The organism is Novosphingobium sp., from assembly GCF_040398825.1.
Lineage (GTDB): Bacteria > Pseudomonadota > Alphaproteobacteria > Sphingomonadales > Sphingomonadaceae > Novosphingobium.
The window spans coordinates 64,848-83,140 of sequence record NZ_JBBATI010000017.1 but is presented as its reverse complement, the minus strand read 5'-3'; the positions used below and the strand labels follow the sequence as shown (position 1 = coordinate 83,140).

15 protein-coding genes are annotated in these 18,293 nt (G+C 65.0%); 3 read left to right on the top strand and 12 right to left on the bottom strand.

All coding sequences use genetic code 11. The annotated features are described in order from the left end of the window. Positions 1-88 precede the first annotated feature (88 nt). The gene (ggt, locus tag ABWP89_RS10310) at positions 89-1,852 is read right to left on the bottom strand and encodes a gamma-glutamyltransferase (RefSeq protein ID WP_353229073.1); all 1,764 of its coding nucleotides are present in this window, start codon (positions 1,850-1,852) and stop codon (positions 89-91) included. Between the two features lie 81 nt (positions 1,853-1,933). After that, positions 1,934-2,686 carry a siderophore-interacting protein gene (locus ABWP89_RS10305; protein ID WP_353229071.1) on the bottom strand — a complete coding sequence of 251 codons (753 nt, stop codon included), beginning with the start codon at positions 2,684-2,686 and terminating at the stop codon, positions 1,934-1,936. Between the two features lie 271 nt (positions 2,687-2,957). Between ABWP89_RS10305 and ABWP89_RS10300 the strand changes: the two genes are divergently transcribed. Beyond that, a complete protein-coding gene (locus tag ABWP89_RS10300; protein WP_353229070.1) occupies positions 2,958-5,129 on the top strand; it encodes a TonB-dependent receptor in 2,172 nt (723 codons plus the stop codon). Between the two features lie 48 nt (positions 5,130-5,177). On the opposite strand, the gene ABWP89_RS10295 is transcribed toward ABWP89_RS10300, so the two are convergent. Continuing rightward, a complete protein-coding gene (locus ABWP89_RS10295) occupies positions 5,178-6,809 on the bottom strand; it encodes a S10 family peptidase (protein WP_353229068.1) in 1,632 nt (543 codons plus the stop codon). 173 nt (positions 6,810-6,982) lie between these two features. Here ABWP89_RS10295 and ABWP89_RS10290 point away from each other — a divergent pair, with 173 nt between their 5' ends. Next, complete coding sequence (locus ABWP89_RS10290; protein ID WP_353229067.1) at positions 6,983-8,011, top strand: acetamidase/formamidase family protein; 1,029 nt, start codon at positions 6,983-6,985, stop codon at positions 8,009-8,011. A gap of 164 nt (positions 8,012-8,175) precedes the next feature. Here ABWP89_RS10290 and ABWP89_RS10285 read toward each other — a convergent pair whose 3' ends face one another. The 4 genes from ABWP89_RS10285 to ABWP89_RS10270 form a co-directional block, all read right to left on the bottom strand. Then, a complete protein-coding gene (locus ABWP89_RS10285; protein ID WP_353229066.1) occupies positions 8,176-8,382 on the bottom strand; it encodes a hypothetical protein in 207 nt (68 codons plus the stop codon). Between the two features lie 135 nt (positions 8,383-8,517). Continuing rightward, the gene (gene rpsI / locus ABWP89_RS10280; RefSeq protein WP_353229065.1) at positions 8,518-9,048 is read right to left on the bottom strand and encodes a 30S ribosomal protein S9; all 531 of its coding nucleotides are present in this window, start codon (positions 9,046-9,048) and stop codon (positions 8,518-8,520) included. Beyond that, positions 9,048-9,527: a 50S ribosomal protein L13 gene (rplM, locus tag ABWP89_RS10275; RefSeq protein ID WP_353229064.1), complete on the bottom strand. Its 480-nt coding sequence runs from the start codon at positions 9,525-9,527 to the stop codon at positions 9,048-9,050. The genes rpsI and rplM overlap by 1 nt, the downstream gene beginning before the upstream one ends. 170 nt (positions 9,528-9,697) lie before the next feature. Next, entirely contained in the window at positions 9,698-10,771 is a 1,074-nt protein-coding gene (locus tag ABWP89_RS10270) for a COX15/CtaA family protein (protein ID WP_502915271.1), read from the bottom strand. 154 nt (positions 10,772-10,925) lie between these two features. Between ABWP89_RS10270 and ABWP89_RS10265 the strand changes: the two genes are divergently transcribed. Beyond that, positions 10,926-11,342, top strand: a complete 417-nt coding sequence (locus tag ABWP89_RS10265; RefSeq protein WP_353229062.1) for a MerC domain-containing protein — start codon at positions 10,926-10,928, stop codon at positions 11,340-11,342. A gap of 152 nt (positions 11,343-11,494) precedes the next feature. Here the strand turns inward: ABWP89_RS10265 and ABWP89_RS10260 are convergent, their stop codons facing one another. From ABWP89_RS10260 to ABWP89_RS10240, 5 genes are all read right to left on the bottom strand, one after another. Next, positions 11,495-11,938, bottom strand: coding sequence for a c-type cytochrome (locus ABWP89_RS10260; RefSeq protein ID WP_353229060.1), 444 nt, complete (start codon positions 11,936-11,938; stop codon positions 11,495-11,497). Positions 11,939-11,978: 40 nt separating this feature from the next. Further along, complete coding sequence (locus tag ABWP89_RS10255; protein WP_353229059.1) at positions 11,979-13,751, bottom strand: pyrroloquinoline quinone-dependent dehydrogenase; 1,773 nt, start codon at positions 13,749-13,751, stop codon at positions 11,979-11,981. 273 nt (positions 13,752-14,024) lie between these two features. Next, entirely contained in the window at positions 14,025-14,399 is a 375-nt protein-coding gene (locus ABWP89_RS10250; protein ID WP_353229058.1) for a P-II family nitrogen regulator, read from the bottom strand. Then, positions 14,396-16,969 carry a DUF2309 domain-containing protein gene (locus ABWP89_RS10245; RefSeq protein WP_353229056.1) on the bottom strand — a complete coding sequence of 858 codons (2,574 nt, stop codon included), beginning with the start codon at positions 16,967-16,969 and terminating at the stop codon, positions 14,396-14,398. The genes ABWP89_RS10250 and ABWP89_RS10245 overlap by 4 nt, the downstream gene beginning before the upstream one ends. Then, the gene (locus ABWP89_RS10240; RefSeq protein WP_353229055.1) at positions 16,969-18,276 is read right to left on the bottom strand and encodes a proton-conducting transporter transmembrane domain-containing protein; all 1,308 of its coding nucleotides are present in this window, start codon (positions 18,274-18,276) and stop codon (positions 16,969-16,971) included. The genes ABWP89_RS10245 and ABWP89_RS10240 overlap by 1 nt, the downstream gene beginning before the upstream one ends. Positions 18,277-18,293: the final 17 nt, after the last annotated feature.

Below are 18,293 nucleotides of genomic sequence, written 5' to 3'. Positions count from 1 at the left end.
CAGTTAAGGTACCCTGTGGGCGGTTGGGCCGGGGGTGCGGGGCGGTGGGTGGCACAAAGTCGCCGAACGGCGACTTTCGAAACAGACGCTAATACCCCGCCGCCTCACCCATCGGCAGGCGCGGGTCGATCGTGCCGAACAGGTGTGCGGGGGGGATCGCCACGCCTTCGTCATCGGGCGGTGGCGGGGTCGCGCCGGCAATCCGGGGCCCGCCCACCACGATCGCGGCAATATGGTTGCCGTGGCGGCGTTCGGTCAGGGTGTGGCCGCGCGCTGCCAGAATCTTCAGTGTATCGGGCGACAGCGCATAGCGTTCGTACCAGGTCTGATCGGGCAACCATTGCTGGTGGATGCGCGGGGCTTCGATCGCCTCGGTCAGGGTCATGCCATGATCGATCAGGTTGAGCATGACCTGCAGCACGCCGGTAGGGATGCGGCTGCCGCCAGGGGTGCCGATCACCAGTGCCAGCGCGCCATCATGGGTGACGATGGTCGGGCTCATCGATGACAGCGGCCGCGCGCCTGGGCGGATCGCATTGTTGGCGGATTCGACCAGCCCGTACATGTTGGATGCGCCGGGCTTGGCCGAAAAATCATCCATTTCATCGTTCATCAGCACGCCGGTGCCGGGCGCGGTGACATGCGCGCCAAACCAGTCGTTGAGCGTATAGGTCATCGCCACCGCATTGCCGGCGGCATCGACGATCGAAAAATGCGTGGTATTCTGCCCTTCGCGGCTGGCGGTCACCCCGCCCAGCGACAGCGATGGCGTGGCTTTCGTCATGCTGATCCCCGCGCGCAGCGCCGTCGTATAATCGACCGAAATCAGCCGGGCGGTATCAACCTTCACAAAATCGGGATCGCCCATCCGCGCATTGCGGTCGTGATAGGCGCGGCGCAGCGCCTCTATCAGCGCATGCGTGCCATCGGCCGAATGCCAGCCCCACTGCGCCATGGGATATCCCGACAGAATGCCCAGCGTTTCGCAGATCACCACCCCGCCCGAACTGGGCGGCGGCGCGGCAATCACGTGATACCCACGATAATCGCATTCCAGCGGGTGCAGATCACGCACGGTGTAACCGGCAAAATCGGCGCCGGTCATGATTCCGCCGCCGTGGACGCTGCCCGCCACCATCGCCGCACCGATCGGCCCTTTGTAAAAGGCATCGGCGCCGTGGTCGGCAATCTGGCGCAACGATCGGCCCAGGTCGGCCTGCACCAGCCGGTCGCCGGCCTGCCATGGCCTGCCGGCGTTGAGGAAGATCGCCGCGCTCGCCGGGTCCCGGCGCAATTCATCGGCCGCCTCGGCCAGCATTTCGGCATCGCCGCGGTCGAGCGTGAAGCCATCGCCAGCAAGGTGGATGGCCGCATCCATCAGTTCGGCGCGCGGGCGGCTGCCCCAATGCGCCAGCGCATAGTCCATCCCGGCGACGGTGCCGGGAATGCCCGCCGCCAGCCAGCCACGGGTCGACCGGCCGGGGATCACCTTGCCGGCCTGATCCAGATACATCGTGGCGCGCGCGGCACCCGGCGCGGTTTCGCGAAAGTCCAGGAAATGCGTGGTGCCATCGGCCAGCCGCACGGTCATGAACCCGCCGCCGCCCAGATTGCCCGCCTCCGGGAAAGTCACTGCCAGCGCATAGGCCACCGCCACCGCGGCATCGATGGCGTTGCCGCCGTGGCGCAACACGTCCAGCCCGGCCGCCGTGGCCAGGCGATGCGCGGTGACCACCATGCCATGATCGGCGGCCACCGGCACCGGCGATGCGGCGAAGGCGCTGTCGACCGGTTGCGCCAGCAGCAGGGCGGCTGCCGCCACAACCATCCCTTTGCGCAATGTTCTGCTCATCAAGCCTGCCCTTCGCGCTGTTGCCGTCATGCACGCACGACTAGCAGGCGGGCCGGGCCGGGCAAGGGGGCAGGCGGTCGCTCAACCGTCGAGCGTTTTGTCCGCTGCGTCGGCCACGCCCCGGGTCCAGTATCCCGCGGCCTTCAGCCATTCGCGCGGGTGGCCGATCACGTCCTGCACATGCGCGCGCAGGGCGCGCGCCACCGCGGTTTCGGCCGCGATCCACACAAACCCTTCGCCGGCGGGCAGCGCCAGAGTGCGCAATGCGCCCAGCAGCAGGCCGCTGTCATCATCGCTCTGGCCGGCGCGATAAACCCAGTGGCCCTGCCAATCGGCGCGGGCGGCAAAGCGCTGTTCATCCGCCGGGCCATCGACCACCACCAGCGTGATGGCCGGCACGCCGGCGCGCAATTCCTCTACCCGGCGGCCGATCGCGGGCAGCGCGGTTTCATCGCCGATCATCAGCACCCAGTCGAAATCATCGGGCACCACCGCCGATCCGCGCGGGCCGCCGATGTCCAGCGTATCACCGATCTGCGCGGCCGCGGCCCATTGCGTGGCGGGGCCGGCATCGTGCAGGGCAAAATCGATGGTCAGCGTCTGTGCGGTGGGGTCAAACCGGCGCGGCGTGAAATCGCGCATGACCGTCTCTCCATCAGCGGCGCGAAAGAACAGCTTGATATGATCGTCGGCTGACGCACTGACAAAGTCCTTGAGTTCAGGTGCGGTAAACACCATGCGCCGCATATGGCTGCCGAGGGTTTCGATTGACACGATCGTCAGGGTGCGACGGCGGGTGTCGTGGCGCAGGCGGGTAATCTGGTGGCGGGACATCTGGCATCCTTGCAAAACGGGTGATTCGTTTGAATAGGTCTAAGATATATCGTAAGTCTGCCGATGCAAGGCAAAAGATATATCTTTACGCACGGACTCCGGCTGCATGCTGCAGAATGGCTGTCCACTGGGCGTTCAACACGGGCCGCCTTGGTTGGGCAAGCTACGGTAAAAACTGACAAAATGGTCATGAATGGACACTTGTGTTATACTATAACATTACATATGGCGAACCACCGACCGCGATGCTTTCAGGACATTTGACACCACGATGATCATGCCCCGTGTCAAGCTGCTTGGCGGAACCGCGTATACCGTCTGCGCTGTCATGCTGGCCATCGCAACGCCCGCCGTGGCGGCAGAGGCCCCCCCCGCCACCAACGATGCGCCGCCCGACAGGCCCGCCGATGCCCCGATCGTGGTCACCGCGCGCCGGCTGGATGAGGCGCGTTCGGCGATCCAGAAAAGCCTGGGCGCGGATTCCTATGGCATTTCCGCCGCCGCCATCCAGGCGTTGCCCGGCGGCGACAACCAGCAATTCAACCAGATCATGCTGCAATTGCCCGGCGTGGTGCAGGATGGCTTTGGCCAGTTTCACGTGCGCGACGATCACGCCAACCTGCAATACCGAATCAACGGCACGATCCTGCCCGAAGGGCTGGCGGTGTTTGGCCAGACGCTGTCGCCCCGGCTGATCGACCATTTCGATCTGCTGACCGGCGCGCTGCCCGCGCAATACGGGTTGCGCACCGCCGGCGTGATCGACATCCACACAAAAAGCGGGTTTGCCAACGGCGGGCAGATCTCGCTGTACGGTGGCAGCCACGACACGTTTGAACCCAGCGTGGAATATGGCGGATCGAACGGCACCACCAACTATTTCGTGTCGGCCGATTACCGCCATGATGCGCTGGGGATTGAAAATGTCACCTCTGCGCGCACCGCGCTGCACGATGCCACCGATCAGTTTCAGGGCTTTGCCTACGTCGATCATATCCTGTCTGCCAACGATCGCATCAGCTTTGTCGGTGGCTATTCCAACCAGTGGTTCCAGATCCCCAATCCGCCCGGGCTGATCGCGACATCACCCGTGGCGGTCGATGGACAAACCACGTTCGCCTCTGACCGGTTGAACGAAACGCAGCTGGAACGCACCGGATTTGGCCAGCTGGCGTTTCTGCACGACAATGGTCCGTTGACGGTACAGATCGGGGCGTTTGCGCGCTATTCGGCGCTGCTCTACCGGCCCGATGCGGTTGGTGAACTGATTTTCAACGGCCAGGCGCAAGCTGCGGTGAAGACCGATCTGGCGCTGGGGTTGCAGGGCGATGCGTCATGGCGCGTCGGCGGCGGGCATACGTTGCGCTTTGGCGGGTTTGTCCAGCACGACAACACCCGCAGCAACACCACCACCGCGGTGTTCCCGGTTGACGGCGGTGGCGTGGCCAATGGCCCACCGCTGACGATCGGCGACCGCAGTACAAAAAACGCGGTGATGCTGAGCGCCTATGTCCAGGACGAATGGCAGCTGTCGGGCAAAGTCACGCTGAACTATGGCGCGCGGTTCGACTATTACGACGCTTACAGACACGAAAACCAGTTGAGCCCGCGCGCGAACCTGGTGTGGCAGCCAGGTGCGCTGACCACGCTGCACCTGGGCTATTCCCGCTATTTTTCACCGCCACCGTTCGAACTGGTGGCAAATGGCACCATCGCGCGGTTTGTCGGCACCAGCGCCGCGGCCAATTCGCTGGTCAACACGACGCCGCGCGCCGAACGTCAGCACTATTTCGATATCGGCATGCAGCAGAAACTGGCCCCCGGATTCACCGTCGGGATTGACGGCTATTACCGCCTGTCGCGCCACATGGTCGATGAAGGCCAGTTTGGCGCGCCGATCATCCTGACGCCGTTCAACTATGCCTTTGGCCGGGTGCGCGGGGTCAATCTTTATGGCAATTATCAGCGCGGGGCCTGGCTGCTCTACGCCAACTTTGCCGTGGCCAAGGCGCAGGGGCGGCAGATTGAATCGAGCGAATTTTCGTTTTCGGCCGATGATCTGGCCTATATTGCCAGCCACTATATCTATGTTGATCACGATCAGACTTATACCGGTTCGGCCGGTGCCAGCTATTCCTTCAAAGATGGCGCGCTGACCGGGCTGAAACTGGGGGCCAGCATGATCTATGGTTCGGGCCTGCGGTCGGATCTGGTGCTGGCCGATGGCACCACCATTCCCAACGGCGCCCACCTGCCCGCTTATGCGCAGGTCAATCTGGCCGCCAGCTACAAATGGGAAAAGGCGGGGGTCGAAGTGCGCTTTGACGTGACCAATGCGTTCGATGCGAAATACCAGATCCGCGATGGCACCGGGATCGGCGTGGGCGCGCCGCAATGGGGCCCGCGCCGCGGATTTTTCTTTGGTATTTCAAAGGATCTGTGACGCACGAAGCCAGTCCACCCCGTCGTCGCGGGGCGGACTGGCATGCAATCATTTGTGCAGGTTGTCGGTCGCGGCGATGAACCCGGCGACCGCGTCGTGCAGGTCGTGCAGCGCCGCCGTATTGGCATAGACCATGTGGCCCGACCGGAAATAGCGGAACGCGATGTTGCTCTGCAGGCTGGCAGGAATGGGCAGATGGTGCATTTCGTACCACCCTTCGTAATAGGGCGTGGCCAGGTCGTAATACCCGCCGGTGACCAGCACCTTCATCTGCGGGTTGTATTTCATGGCATAGGCGATGTCGGGCATCACGTTGATGATGCCGCGCACCGGTTCGGGCTGCCCCGGCGGGCGGTGGTCGTAATTCCAGAACGCCCCCACCGGGGCATCGGGCTTGTACGTTTCATCCTGGCCATAATGCAGCGTGTCGCGGGCATAGGCGTTGAACGCCGAAATATACGCCGAACTGATCGCGGCCGACTGCGGATCATAATCGGCCTCTTTGTTCAGCACGTCGATCGCCGGGCCGGAAAACCGCGAATCCAGCCGCCCGGTGATCAGCCCGCTGCCAATCTGCAGGGCCTGGGTGAATTGCCCGCCTTCGATGCGCAGGTCGGATTTCAGGATGTAATCCACCGGCAGGCCGATATATTTTGCCATGCGTTCGGCAATGTCGCGCCGTTTGCCCGGGTCCAGCAGCGATCCTTGTTGCAGCGCGCTGGCATAATCCCCGATGGCAAAGCTTTCTGCCTCTTTCAGAAACGGTTCGATGTCGGCGGGCCGCGTGCCAGGCAGGCGGTTGTGGTACCACGCGGTCGCGGCATAGGTCGGCAACGTGGTGATATAGGGCTGATCGGTGCCGGGATTGAGCACGGCGCCATCGGCCGACAGATTGTAATTCAGGATTTGCGACAACAGGATCACCCCGTTCAGATCGACCGCATGGTCAACCGTCAGCCGCGCCGCGATCATCGCTGCGCGCGGGGTGCCATAGCTTTCGCCGAACAGGTATTTGGGCGAATTCCAGCGGCCATGCCGGGTCAGAAACGCCTGGATAAAGCTGGTAAAGGCATGGGCGTCGGCATCCATACCCCAGAACGCCTTTTCCTTGTCCTTGCCCGCCACGCGCGAAAAGCCGGTGCCGGGGGCATCGATGAACACCACGTCGCTGGCATCAAGCAGGCTGGCATCGTTGTCGATCAGGTCATAGGGCGCCGCCGGGGTGTGGCTGTCATCGCGCGTGACCACCCGGCGTGGGCCGAACGCCCCCATATGCAACCACACGCTGGCCGACCCCGGCCCGCCGTTGAACAGGAACGTGATCGGGCGGCTGGCCGCCGGCACACCCTTTTTGACATAGGCAACATAGAACATCGATGCCTCTGCATCCGGTACCGCGGTGTCGTCAGGCTTGGCCGGGTGGGCGCGCCACGCGGTGTCATCCCAATGTTCGGGATGCACCACGATGGTGCCCGAAATGGCGGTATAATCGATTTTCTGGCCTTTTATGGTGACCGTGCCGGCGGTGATGACCGGTGCGGCATCCTTGAAAATCGTGTTCGGACCAGTGGCCGCCGGCGCGTCGGATTTTTCAGCCGCCAGTACCGGCGCACCCGTCAGAATCAGCGCGCCGGTGGCGGTGCCCAGTATCAATCGGCGCATGACTGGCAGGATCGGCATGAATGTTTCCCAAATTGACCCGGCGCCGTGGCGACGCACTGCGACGTGCTGCACGATCGGCCTACATCGGGCAATCTGCCCTGTCGGGATTGACGGCGGACATTCTGCCAACGCACAACGGTTGTCGTTCAAATACATATTGCCGCCACCGATGGGGGTCAGGGGAAGAGATCATGCGCTTTGTCTGGTTGGGTACACTCGCTTTCGCGATGACTGTCGTCCACGTCGCGCCGGTCAGCGCCGCCACGTATGAATTGAAAGTGGCCCCGCAGACGGTCACCTGGGGGCATTATGACGCCAATGACAAACCGGTGCTGACGGTCCAGTCGGGCGACACGGTGGTGATCCACACCCTGCTGACCAACAGCCCGGCGGGTCTGGAAAAGGCCGGCGTCGCGCCCGCCGATGTCGAACCCGAATTGCGCGCCGTGTTTGACGGCGTGCCGCTGGCGGCGCGCGGCCCGGGCGGCCATATCCTGACCGGCCCGGTGGCGATCGCCGGCGCCATGCCGGGTGACACGCTGGAAGTGCGGATATTGAAGGTCGATCTGGCCATCCCCTATGCCTATAACGCGTTTCGCTATGGCGCCGGGTTTCTGACCGACGATTTTCCCTATCCCAAAATGAAGATCGTGCCGCTGGATGCCAAACGCATGGTGGGCCATTTCGGCCCGGGCATCGACGTGCCGCTGGCGCCGTTTTTCGGCAGCATGGGCGTGGCCCCGCCGCCATCGTTTGGCCGCTATGACAGCGCGCCGCCAACCATCCATGGCGGCAATATGGATGACAAGGCGCTGGTGGCGGGCACCACGCTGTTCCTGCCGGTGCATGCCCCCGGCGCGCTGTTTTCGGTCGGCGATGGCCACGCCGCGCAGGGCAATGGCGAAGTGGATATCACCGCGCTGGAAACATCGCTGGTCGGCACGTTCCAGTTCATCCTGCACAAGGACCAGAACCTGCCCTATCCCCGCGCCGAAACACCCAAGGCCTATATCGCCATGGGTTTCGACGACGACCTGAGCAATGCGACACGCAAAGCGCTGCGCAACATGATCGATTTCCTGATCAACGCCAAAGGGATGTCGCGCGATGATGCCTATATGCTGATCAGCGTGGCCGGCGATGTCGAAGTGACCGAACTGGTCGACCGCAACAAGGGCGTGCACGTGGTGCTGCCCAAGGCGCTGTTCACCAAACCTTGACGGGATTTACGATGGGCGTCGCTGCTCCACTCCCCTTCAGGGGAGGGGTTGGGGAAGGGTGTCCAACGCCCGAATTGTCGCGCGCCATCGCAGCACCGGACACCCCTTCCCAACCCTTCCCCTGAGGGAAGGGCTTTACAAGTCCTGCTCAGCGCAGACTGGTGTCACTGCGCCGGTGCCGCCGGGGTCGGCTCACGGGCCCACGGCGATGTTGCGGCAACCTTGCTGGCGGCAGCGGCATCGGCCTCTGCCTTGCTCTCCTCGCGGCTGGGGATCGAGCAATAGGCGGTCAACAGCACACCCGCCCCCCACAGCAACGCGTTCCAGCGGCTGCGGAACAGCGTGTTCAGCTTTGGCCCGGGAATCAGCATGGGGCGCAGGTTACGCGCCGGGGGTTAACATCTGTTGATCCTGGCCATGGCTCGCGCGGGCTGAACATACGAAAAAGCCCGGCGAAAACGCCGGGCTCTCCCATTTTCATGCCAAGCTTCGAAAAAGCCGAAAAATCAGCGCTTCGAGAACTGGAAGCTCTTGCGCGCTTTGGCCTTGCCGTATTTCTTGCGTTCCACGACGCGCGGGTCGCGGGTCAGGAAACCGGCGGCCTTGACCGCGCTGCGCAGCAGCGGTTCAAACTTTGACAGCGCTTGTGCGATGCCGTGCTTGACCGCGCCGGCCTGGCCCGAAAGCCCGCCGCCCTTGACGGTGCAGACCACGTCATAGGCGCCATCGCGGCCAGCCACCTGGAACGGCTGGTTGATCACCAGGCGCAGCGTGGGGCGGGCGAAATAGACGGTCTGATCGCGGCCATTGACCAGGATCTTGCCCGAACCGGGCTTGATCCACACGCGTGCAACCGCGTCTTTGCGGCGGCCGGTGGCATAGGAACGGCCCTGCGCATCGATTTCCTTTTCGCGGATAACCGCGAGCGGGCCGGTGCGGACGGCGGGTGCCTGGTATTCTTCGGTCGTTTCGACCGGGGCGGCAGCCGACAGATCCTTCAGATCAGCGAGGCTGGAAACGGTATCGGTGTCAGCCATTATGCACCCACCTTGTTCTTGCGATTGAGCGAAGCGACATCGAGCGCTTCGGGCTGGTTGCCGGCGTGCGGATGCTCTGCCTCGGCATAAAGATGCAGCGCGCGCATCTGCGCACGGCCCAGTGGCCCGCGCGGGATCATGCGTTCAACCGCCTTTTCCAGCACGCGTTCGGGGAAACGGCCGCCCAACACTTTGGCCGGGGTCGATTCCTTGATGCCGCCGGCATAACCGGTGTGCTTGTAATAGATCTTGTCACGCAGCTTGTTGCCGGTGAACTTCACCTTGCCGGCGTTGATCACGATGACGTGGTCACCGCAATCGACATGCGGGGTATAGCTGGGCTTGTGCTTGCCGCGCAGCAGGTTGGCGACAATCACCGCCAGCCGTCCCACGACCAGATCGCTGGCATCGATTACGTGCCACTTCTTTTCTACCTCGGCCGGTTTGATCGACCGGGTAACCTTGCTGAGCGCCTTCATGGGCTTATGGTTTCCCTAGACATATGGAATCATTTGGACGTTGCGGGTTCAGGCCCCGCATCGGCGTCACGATCAGTGATGCGGGCCTTTGTTGCAATTGGCGCGCAGAGTCAAGGTTTCAGGCGGCTTTGCGGAGAGGTATAATAATACCGCAGCCGATTTGGCACCCCTTAACGCGGCGCCGCTGCCCGCCCCAGCGCATGCGCCGCGCAGGTTGTCGCCACCACCAGCAGCGCCCCGGTCAGCTGGTGCAGCACCGCCAGCGGCAGCCACACCCCGCTCCACACCGTGGCAATGCCCAGGATGATCTGCGTGCCAAACGCGCTGTGCAGCGCGACCGAGGCCACGCGGTTGCCGCCGCGACGCACCGCCCGCGCCAGCACCACCATCAGCGCGACCACCACCCACGCCCACCAGCGGTGGACGAAATGAATAAGATAGGGATCATGGCTGAACGCAAAGCCCGCCCCTTGCGTCCAGTCGATGCCAGCCGGCCAGAATTGCCCCTGCATCAGTGGCCAGGCGTCCATGCTGCCCCAGCCCGCGCCCGCCACCACCCCGGCGCGCAAGCCCGCCAGCCAGGCCCCCAGCACCAGTTGCACCACCAGCGCGCCCAGCGTCAGCGCCGCCAGCGGGCGCAGTCCTGCCGTCGCGCGACCGCGACCGGTGCCGGCCAGATCAAGCGCGGTCCACACCATGCCGGCCAGTGATGTCAGCGCCAGCAACAGGTGCGTCGCCAGCCGAAAATGGCTGACTTTCACATCATGGGTGATGCCCGATTTGACCATCCACCAGCCCACTGCGCCCTGCAGGCCGAGCAATGCCAACAGCGCGATCAGCCGCAATTTGTACCCCGCCGGAATTGTGCCGCGCAGCCAGAACCACGCGAAGGGCAGCGCAAACACCATGACAATGCTGCGTGCCAGCAACCGGTGCACCCATTCCCAAAAAAAGATCACCTTGTACGTCGCCAGCGTCATCCCCGCCGGGCCGTTGATGCGGATGAATTGCGGGGTGGCGCGGTATTTGTCGAATTCGGCGGCCCAGGCGGCATCGCTCAGCGGTGGCAAAGTGCCCGACACCACGTTCCATTCGGTGATCGACACCCCGGATTCGGTCAGCCGGGTGATCCCGCCCACCACCACGATACCCATGATCATCGCCGCCACCACGATCAGCCACGCGATCATCGGGCGGAGGTTCGCGGTCGGGCGCGCGGACGGGGCAAGGGCGTTGCTGGTCATGGCGCGTGATCTGGAACCGGATTGTTCGCCGCGCAAGCCCCCGTTGCGGGCATTTGCCCGGGTGGGTTAAAGTTGCGTGCATGCGGGTGGTGGTTGCGCCGCAAGCGATGCCAGCGGCCTTGTGTGATGTTACATTATCACATAAGAGGCCGCCATGCGCGAATCGCCCGCCACCCCCTCAACATCCCATCGCACCACCAACGGTGCCCGGCTCGACCGCGCCGGCGTGATCGTGTCCGGGCTGTGCATGGTGCATTGCGTGGCGGGGCTGGTGCTGATCGGGGTGCTGGGGCTGGGCGGCGGCGTGCTGCTGAACCCGGCGATCCACCACATCGGCCTGGCGCTGGCGCTGGCCATCGGCGTGGCGACGATCGGCGCCAACGCGCTGCGGTCGGGCCTCAGCGATGCCGGCCACCGCCTGGCGCTGGTGGTCGGCGCCAGCGGGCTGTCGCTGATGGCCGCCGCAGTGCTGTCGCACCACGGATTGGGTGAGGCGGTGATGACCATCGCCGGGGTGGCCCTGGTAGCCTCCGCCCACTTCATCAACCTGCGCCGCGCGGCCTGTTGCTGAAAGGCACGGGCGGCCTGGATAAATTCCGCCGCCAAACGGGCCAGCGCTGCCGTTCCTTCCCGGGCCGCTGCAAGTCGGCTTGAGCCAGCAGGTGAACGGCGCGCGCGGGTACCGGCACGATCGTCGAATGGCCAGGGCAGAGACCACACAAATCAGTGCGGGGACGGTACCGCACATTGGGAGCTGGACCGCAGATAGGCAATGATCCGCCAGATGTCTTCGTCAGGCAGGGCGCCGCCGAACGCCACCATTCGCGTGCCCGCTACGCCCGTCGTGATGGTGTGGAATACCTGCGCGTCAGACCCGCCATGCAGCCACTCGCAATCGAACAGCGACGGCGCGTCGGAAGCCGGCTCGCGGGCGGCAGACGCGCTCGGCCGGTGACAATAACCACTGCAGGTTCCGGTAAACAACGCCCTGCCGCGTGCAACGTCAGCCGGGGATTGCGGGGGTGAATGGACAGCCGTGTCGGCGGGCTGAGCGTTGTTACCAGCAGCGGCGGGCATTGCATGACCGGCGGAGATGATCGCTATCGCCAATGCGCTCGCCGTCGAAATGGCGATGCCGATCCTGCCCAGACGCTTGTCCATCAACATGCTGCTCCTGAAACTGCGCCAACGCCAAGGCCCATACCGGTCAATCGAGCGAAAAAACAAACAGCTGCCCGCCTTCGGGGATGCTCGACCCAGCGCCGGCAAAGCCGTCGATACCGGCGAACCCGCCCGATGGTATGGCCACATAGGGCTTGCCGTCGATTTCATAGACGATCGGCTGGCCACGGCCAGCGCCGCCCATGCGGAACGACCACAGCTTTTCGCCTGTCGCCTGGTCGAAGGCGAGCGCCTCCCCCTGTTGATTCGACGTGAACAGCACGCCCCCCGCTGTCGAAGCCACGCCGGCCATCATCGGGCGGGCATCCTTGTAGCGCCATTTGATCTTGCCGGTCTTGACGTCGATCGCACTCAACAGCCCGTATGACTTGCCTTCGTTGGCATCGGTGGTGTTGGGCATGCCACCCATGAACGGAATGCCCTTCACATGGACGGCAATACCCTTGACGAATTGCTGGCACGATTCGATCGACGGTGCATAGACGAGCCCTGTCGCCGGGTCATAGGCACCGGTCCAGGAGCCATTCATGCCGCCGAGGTTGGACGGGCAGACCCGCGCGGTCGGATTTTCCTGCGGCATGGCGGCGGGGTCAACCATCGGACGGCCCTTGGCATCGACGCCCTTGGCCCAGGTCAGTTGTTCGACATATTGGCTGGCGCGCAGGAACTTGCCGCTGGCCCGGTCGAGCAGATAGAAATAGCCGTTGCGATTGGCCTGGGCGATCGCTTTGACCGGTTTGCCGTTGAATTCGGTATCAACCAGGAAAATCTGGGTATTGCCGTCATAATCCCACACGTCATGCGGCGTGAACTGAAAATGCCATTTCATCTTGCCGGTCGCAGGGTCGAGCGCCAGCAGCGAGTTGGAATAGAGATTATCGCCGGCACGGCTGTCACCGTTCCAATCCGGCGACGGATTGCCGACGGTCCAGAACAGCGTGTTGGTTTCTGCATCATAGGCGCCGGTGGTCCAGGTTGGCGCGCCGCCCGATTTCCACGATTCGCCGGCCCAGGTCTCGACCCCGGGCTGCCCGGCGGTCGGCACGGTGTTGATGCGCCAGACGCGTTTGCCGGTCTTCATGTCATAGGCATCGATGAAACCCGGCGCACCGAATTCGCCGCCGGCGATGCCGGTATAGACCAGATCGCCGACAATCAGCGGCGCCGCGGTGATCGAATACCCGTCCTTGTAGTTGGCGACCACTTCGTTCCATGCCACCTTGCCGGTGGTCCGATCAAAAGCGATCAGATGCCCGTCGAGTGTCGCCATGAACACCATGTCGCCGCCGATCGCGACGCCGCGGTTGGACGGTCCGCAGCACAGCCGCAGATCGCCCGGCAACTGGACATCGTACCGCCACAAGATCCGCCCGGTCCTGGCATCCAGTGCCATCAGGCGATTGTAGGACGTGGTCACGTACATCACGCCGCCATAGACAATCGGCGAGTTTTCGAATTGGCCGACGGTGCCGGTCGGGGCTGACCATGCGACGCGCAGTTTCCTGATCGACGCTGGCGTGATGCCGGAAACCGGGCTGTGCCGGAAATTGCGATAATCGCCGCCATAAGTCAGCCAGTTGTCGTGATCGGCGCCCTTGGCCAGTTGTGCCGCCGTTACGGGCCCCGCCGACGTACCAACAGGCTTTTCGGCAAACCATGCCGTGGGTGGCGGCGGCAGCGCGACTTCGGCATCGTTGACGCCGGGCGCCGGTGCGGGTCCGGCCAGCGCCGGCGCCGTGGTGAATACCAATGTGGCGGCTATGAACGCCGCGCGTGCATGGCGATAATGACCAGGCATATGCTTCTCCCCCGATTTCACCCGGCGCATTGCTGTCAATATTTGCAGCAACTTTTTCGGTTCTGTTGTCCTGGAACTCTACGGGGGTTGGACGAAGGACGCAAGCCGCGCGCGAATGGCTTGCGCATCAGTATACAACAGGCGGTTGCGCATACATTTTTGCGTTGGTCGGCTGCCGGTTTCACGACGCAAGGCCCGGCAAGCGTTGCCTGGCCGCGCGGCACCGCGCGACCCTTTCGAAACCGCCCCTGGCTCGCCAGGGGCAAGCCGGGATCACACCCGGTCGGGTTCGCTGCGTGCGAAATAGTCCGATCGCATGACCTCCACGTCCGACAGAAATGTCACCCCCGGCAGCGTTTCGAACAGGCGCGCCAGGCCGCGGGCGATGCGGGCGATCGCCGGCGCTTCACCGACGCCCAGGAACATCACCAGCCCGGTCTGATCGTTGAAGATTGAGCGCGCCTGGTGAAACCCGCTATGGCCCACCCCGGCGACATCTCGGATCATGGTCCACCCGCCGATGCCGGCAACATGCAGCAGGTCTTCGACCGGGCGCTGGTCGGCGGCGTGGACGATGATCTCGATTTTCTTGAGCCGGTGCAGCGTCAGGCTGGCAAAGTCGGCGTTGGAAGCGGCGGGCGTGGTCATGGCTGGTTCTCCGAATTGGTGTTGGGGGTTTCGCTGGTTTGGCTGGTTTCGTCGTCGGTGGCCCAGCGCAGCGCCTTGCCGGTGTGCGGGTCGATCACCACCAGTTGCACCCAGCCTTTGCCGAACAGGCGCATCAGGATGTCATTGGCGCCGATCACCGCCTCCACCCGGTCAAACGGGGCGAGCACCACGGTCAACAATCGCTGGGGCACGTGCCAGGGGGTGCCATCATCGGCGAACAGCGACTGGCGCGGCAGCCCGACGCGCAGATCGCCGCCATTGCCCTGCACCACGCCGATCCGGCCGATCACGTTCTGGGTGGTCTTGTCACCCGAACCATAGGCATGGTTGTCGATCGTCGAAAACAGGTACTGGCAATTGATCCATTGCGCGACGACCATCGGCGCGGTCAGGATCATCGCCAGCACCGTGCCATCGGCATCGTCGCGCCAGTCGTAACTGTGCAGAAACGCGCGCGCACCCAGATCGCAATCGCGGCTCAGCCAGCGTGGGCCGACCACGAATGCGGCATTGCCCGACAGGCCCCATTCGGGCCGCACTTCGGCCCAGTTGACCGCCGCGGTCAGCAGATCGTCAGCGCTGCGGCCCAACTGGTGCGCGCGCAACTGGCGGTTGATTGTGCCCGCGCGCGCCAGATCGCGTTCCAGCGCGGCCAGATCGGCCTGGTGGCTGGCGGGCACGGCGTCGCGGTCGAACACGGTCACCGCATCGGTGGTGGTGTTGTGTTCGGCAGCGATGAACACGGTGGTTTCGGGCAGCGCGAAATCCTGCGCCGCCAGCCCCGTGCGCACCTCAGGGTCGTTCAGCAATGTGGCCAGCACGCGGGCGTTGAACCCGCCGGGATGCCCGCCACACGCCCCGCAATCGAGCGCGGCGGCATAAGGATTGTTGACCGCCGCCCCGCTGTGCCCGGCCAGTACGACCAGCCGCGCTGTGGCGGGGGACAGCCCGGTCAGCCGGAACAGCAGCCGCGCATAGCCCAGCTTTTCGGCCAGCGTGAACCCGGTGATGCACGGCGCCAGCAGCGGATCCGCCGGCGGGGTCAGCGTCGCGCCCAGCCGCCGTGCCAGCCTGGGGGCAAACGTGCGCATGGCCATCACCGCCCCTGCCAGCGGCCCGGTCGCCTCGGCCGTGGCAAAGGCGGTGGCCAGGCCCTGTTTGGCCTGGTCAAACACGCGCGTGGTGGCGCTGCGCCGCGCCGCTGCCGCGCAAGCGTGCTCCGCCGCTGCCGTCTGGCCCTGTGCCGGAACCGTCATCAGATCATGCTGCGGCGCCAGCAGTACCGGCAACAGGCGTTCGCGACGTCCCCCGGCACCGTCGCCGGCCCGCGCGATCGGCAGGCCGAAAAACCCGGCATAGCCCAGCGTTTCATAGGCCCCTTGCGCCTCTATCGCGCGGCGGAACGGTTCGGACCGCACATCGATGCAGAACACCAGCTGCGCATCGGCGCGCGATACCGGCGGATCATGACGGACGGCACCGCGCAACCGGCGCACCAGATCATTGCGCAGCCCGGTTTCGGCGGCCGTCATGTAAATGCGGCCCAGCGCGTTTTCGGACATCGTCACGATCTGGTGCCAGCGCGCCCGTTGTTCGGGCTGCAACGCCGCCAGCATGGCGGGGGCCAGGTGGAAATGACCAAGCAGAGCGGTGCCGACAGCATCAGCATCAGCATCAGCATCAGCATCAGCATCAGCATCAGGGATGGGCATGTCGGCCATTGGAACGCGGCCCGCCCTGGCGCGTTCCAGCAGCACCCACAGCGCGATCAGATCGGCCATGCCCGCCGGCGCGCCAGCGCGATCCGATGGTTCGGCATGGTCGCTGCGCCAGCGAATGTGCCCGGCCCAGCCCGGCAACCGCGCCACCAGCGTGGCCAGATAATCGACCTGGTCCGCCGCCGGCACCCCCAGCATGATCAGCCCTTCGGCAATCGCATCGTGCGGATCGCGCGGCACGCTGAGCAGCAGCCGCCGCCCGATGCTCCCGGTCAGCGCGCGATAATCGCGGTCATGCGCGGCCAGCGCCAGCACCGCGCGATACAGCCCCAGATCGCGGTGTGGCATCGGGCTGGCCGCCATGCCCTGGTCAAAAAACGCCGCGCACCATTTCGCCACGAATGCCGCATCGGCCGGCAATGGCGCGGCGGCGGGCGCGGGACTGGCCGGCAGATCGATCAGCCGCGCCATCAGCAGGTCCAGCGGCGACAGATCGGGCCCGATCGGGCTGAACGCGGCATCGATCCCGCCCAGCACGGCAATCGCTGCGTCGCGCAACGCGCCGGCATCGATCCGCCCCGCCTGCAACAGCCGCCGCCAGGTGCCCAGCGCCATATGATCGCGTGCGCCAAACCGGCGCGCGGCGCGTGCCACAGCCTCGTCAAAGCCCAGATCTTCAAACCCCGACAGCGGGTTGACCGCGATCGCGCTTTCCAGCGGCCACAGCGGCGCGACCGTGCGCGCGGCCAGCGACACCATCGCGGCCACTTCGGCGCGAGAGGGCAGGGGGGTATCGATTGCGGCAAAATCGGCGTGGTTCAGCACGGTCATCAGGCGTCTCCGGCACGGGCAGAGTTGAGCGCTCCGCTGTTGATCAGGTGGACATAGATTGCTGCGGGCAGTGCGCGGCGTTGCGCCTGCCATGCCCACACGCCCAGAAATCCGGCGATCAGCGCGATCAGCGCCGGGGTGGACAGCAGCGTCGGGGCATCGGCGCCCAGCACGGCGTGGCACAGCGCCAGCCCCAGCACATTGCCGCCGATCAGCCCGGCGACCAGCGCGCCCGTCACCGCGCGGTCGCCCCAGTGCGGGCTGGCACGCAGCCCGGTGCCGAGCGTGGCCAGCGCGGTCGCCAGCCCCAGCAGCAGCGGCACCAGATTGGCGCTGGCCTGCCCGCCCGCCACCAGCGCCAGCGCCGTGCCGAGCGTGATGGTGGCGATCGCCAGCGTCGTGCGGTCGGCGCGTGGTCCCGGCGCCATCGCGCGGGGTTTCATGCCGATGGTCGATCCCGATCCCAGGAACAGCCAGGCCTTGAACATGCCGTGTGCGACAATGTGCCACAGCGCGGCGGCATAGGCCCCCAGCCCGCAACTGATGATCATGAAGCCCATTTGCGACACCGTCGATCCCGCCAGCGCGCGTTTCACATCGGGGCGCACCACCATCACGCCGGCACCGAGGATTGCCGCGGCCAGACCGACGACAACCGCTGCGACGCGCGCGGCGGGCGCACATTCCAGCACCGGGCCAAACCGGATCAGCAGCAGCCCGCCGGCATTGACCAGCCCGGCGTGCATCAGCGCCGAAACCGGGGTCGGCGCGGTCATCGATGACAGCAGCCAGCCCGAAAACGGCGGCAGCGCACAGCGTGCTGCCGCCGCCACCAGCAACAGCAGCGCCGCTACCGTGGTTGTGCCCGCCGGCATCGTTGGTGCCGCGACGGTCACCGCGCCCAGATCAGCCGACCCCGCCGCGTGGCCCAGCAGCGCCAGCGCGACGATCAACGCCAGATCCCCGATCGCAAACGCCACTTGCGCCCGCCGTGCCGCACCGCGCGCCTCTGCCCAGCCGCGATCGTGCCCGATCAGCCGTGCCAGCAGCACGCCGCTGCCCACCCACGCGATGGCCAGCGCGACCAGGTTGTGCGTGGTCACCACCACCAGCACGCAGGCGATCAGCACCACCAGGGTGCGGCCAAACCGGCGCAAGCCCGGATCGGCGCGCATATAGACCCGCGAAAATCCGGCCACGACCAGCGCCACGAACAGCGTCAGCGCGATCATCACCAGCGCCAACGGGTCGGGCATCAGCGAATGGGCAGAAAATGGCTCGTCAAACAGGGTCTGGACAGAAGGCATGGGCGATCCCTTTCGAG

Bases quoted from the DNA above. Each gene is read 5' to 3' on its own strand.
- ABWP89_RS10260 (WP_353229060.1), bottom strand. From the start codon at position 11,938: ATGTTGATGGACAAGCGTCTGGGCAGGATCGGCATCGCCATTTCGACG.
- ABWP89_RS10270 (WP_502915271.1), bottom strand. From the start codon at position 10,771: ATGACCAGCAACGCCCTTGCCCCGTCCGCGCGCCCGACCGCGAACCTC.
- ggt (WP_353229073.1), bottom strand. From the start codon at position 1,852: ATGAGCAGAACATTGCGCAAAGGGATGGTTGTGGCGGCAGCCGCCCTG.
- ABWP89_RS10290 (WP_353229067.1), top strand. From the start codon at position 6,983: ATGCGCTTTGTCTGGTTGGGTACACTCGCTTTCGCGATGACTGTCGTC.
- rpsI (WP_353229065.1), bottom strand. From the start codon at position 9,048: ATGGCTGACACCGATACCGTTTCCAGCCTCGCTGATCTGAAGGATCTG.
- ABWP89_RS10255 (WP_353229059.1), bottom strand. From the start codon at position 13,751: ATGCCTGGTCATTATCGCCATGCACGCGCGGCGTTCATAGCCGCCACA.
- ABWP89_RS10240 (WP_353229055.1), bottom strand. From the start codon at position 18,276: ATGCCTTCTGTCCAGACCCTGTTTGACGAGCCATTTTCTGCCCATTCG.
- ABWP89_RS10245 (WP_353229056.1), bottom strand. From the start codon at position 16,969: ATGACCGTGCTGAACCACGCCGATTTTGCCGCAATCGATACCCCCCTG.
- rplM (WP_353229064.1), bottom strand. From the start codon at position 9,527: ATGAAGGCGCTCAGCAAGGTTACCCGGTCGATCAAACCGGCCGAGGTA.
- ABWP89_RS10265 (WP_353229062.1), top strand. From the start codon at position 10,926: ATGCGCGAATCGCCCGCCACCCCCTCAACATCCCATCGCACCACCAAC.
- ABWP89_RS10300 (WP_353229070.1), top strand. From the start codon at position 2,958: ATGATCATGCCCCGTGTCAAGCTGCTTGGCGGAACCGCGTATACCGTC.
- ABWP89_RS10285 (WP_353229066.1), bottom strand. From the start codon at position 8,382: ATGCTGATTCCCGGGCCAAAGCTGAACACGCTGTTCCGCAGCCGCTGG.
- ABWP89_RS10305 (WP_353229071.1), bottom strand. From the start codon at position 2,686: ATGTCCCGCCACCAGATTACCCGCCTGCGCCACGACACCCGCCGTCGC.
- ABWP89_RS10295 (WP_353229068.1), bottom strand. From the start codon at position 6,809: ATGCCGATCCTGCCAGTCATGCGCCGATTGATACTGGGCACCGCCACC.
- ABWP89_RS10250 (WP_353229058.1), bottom strand. From the start codon at position 14,399: ATGACCACGCCCGCCGCTTCCAACGCCGACTTTGCCAGCCTGACGCTG.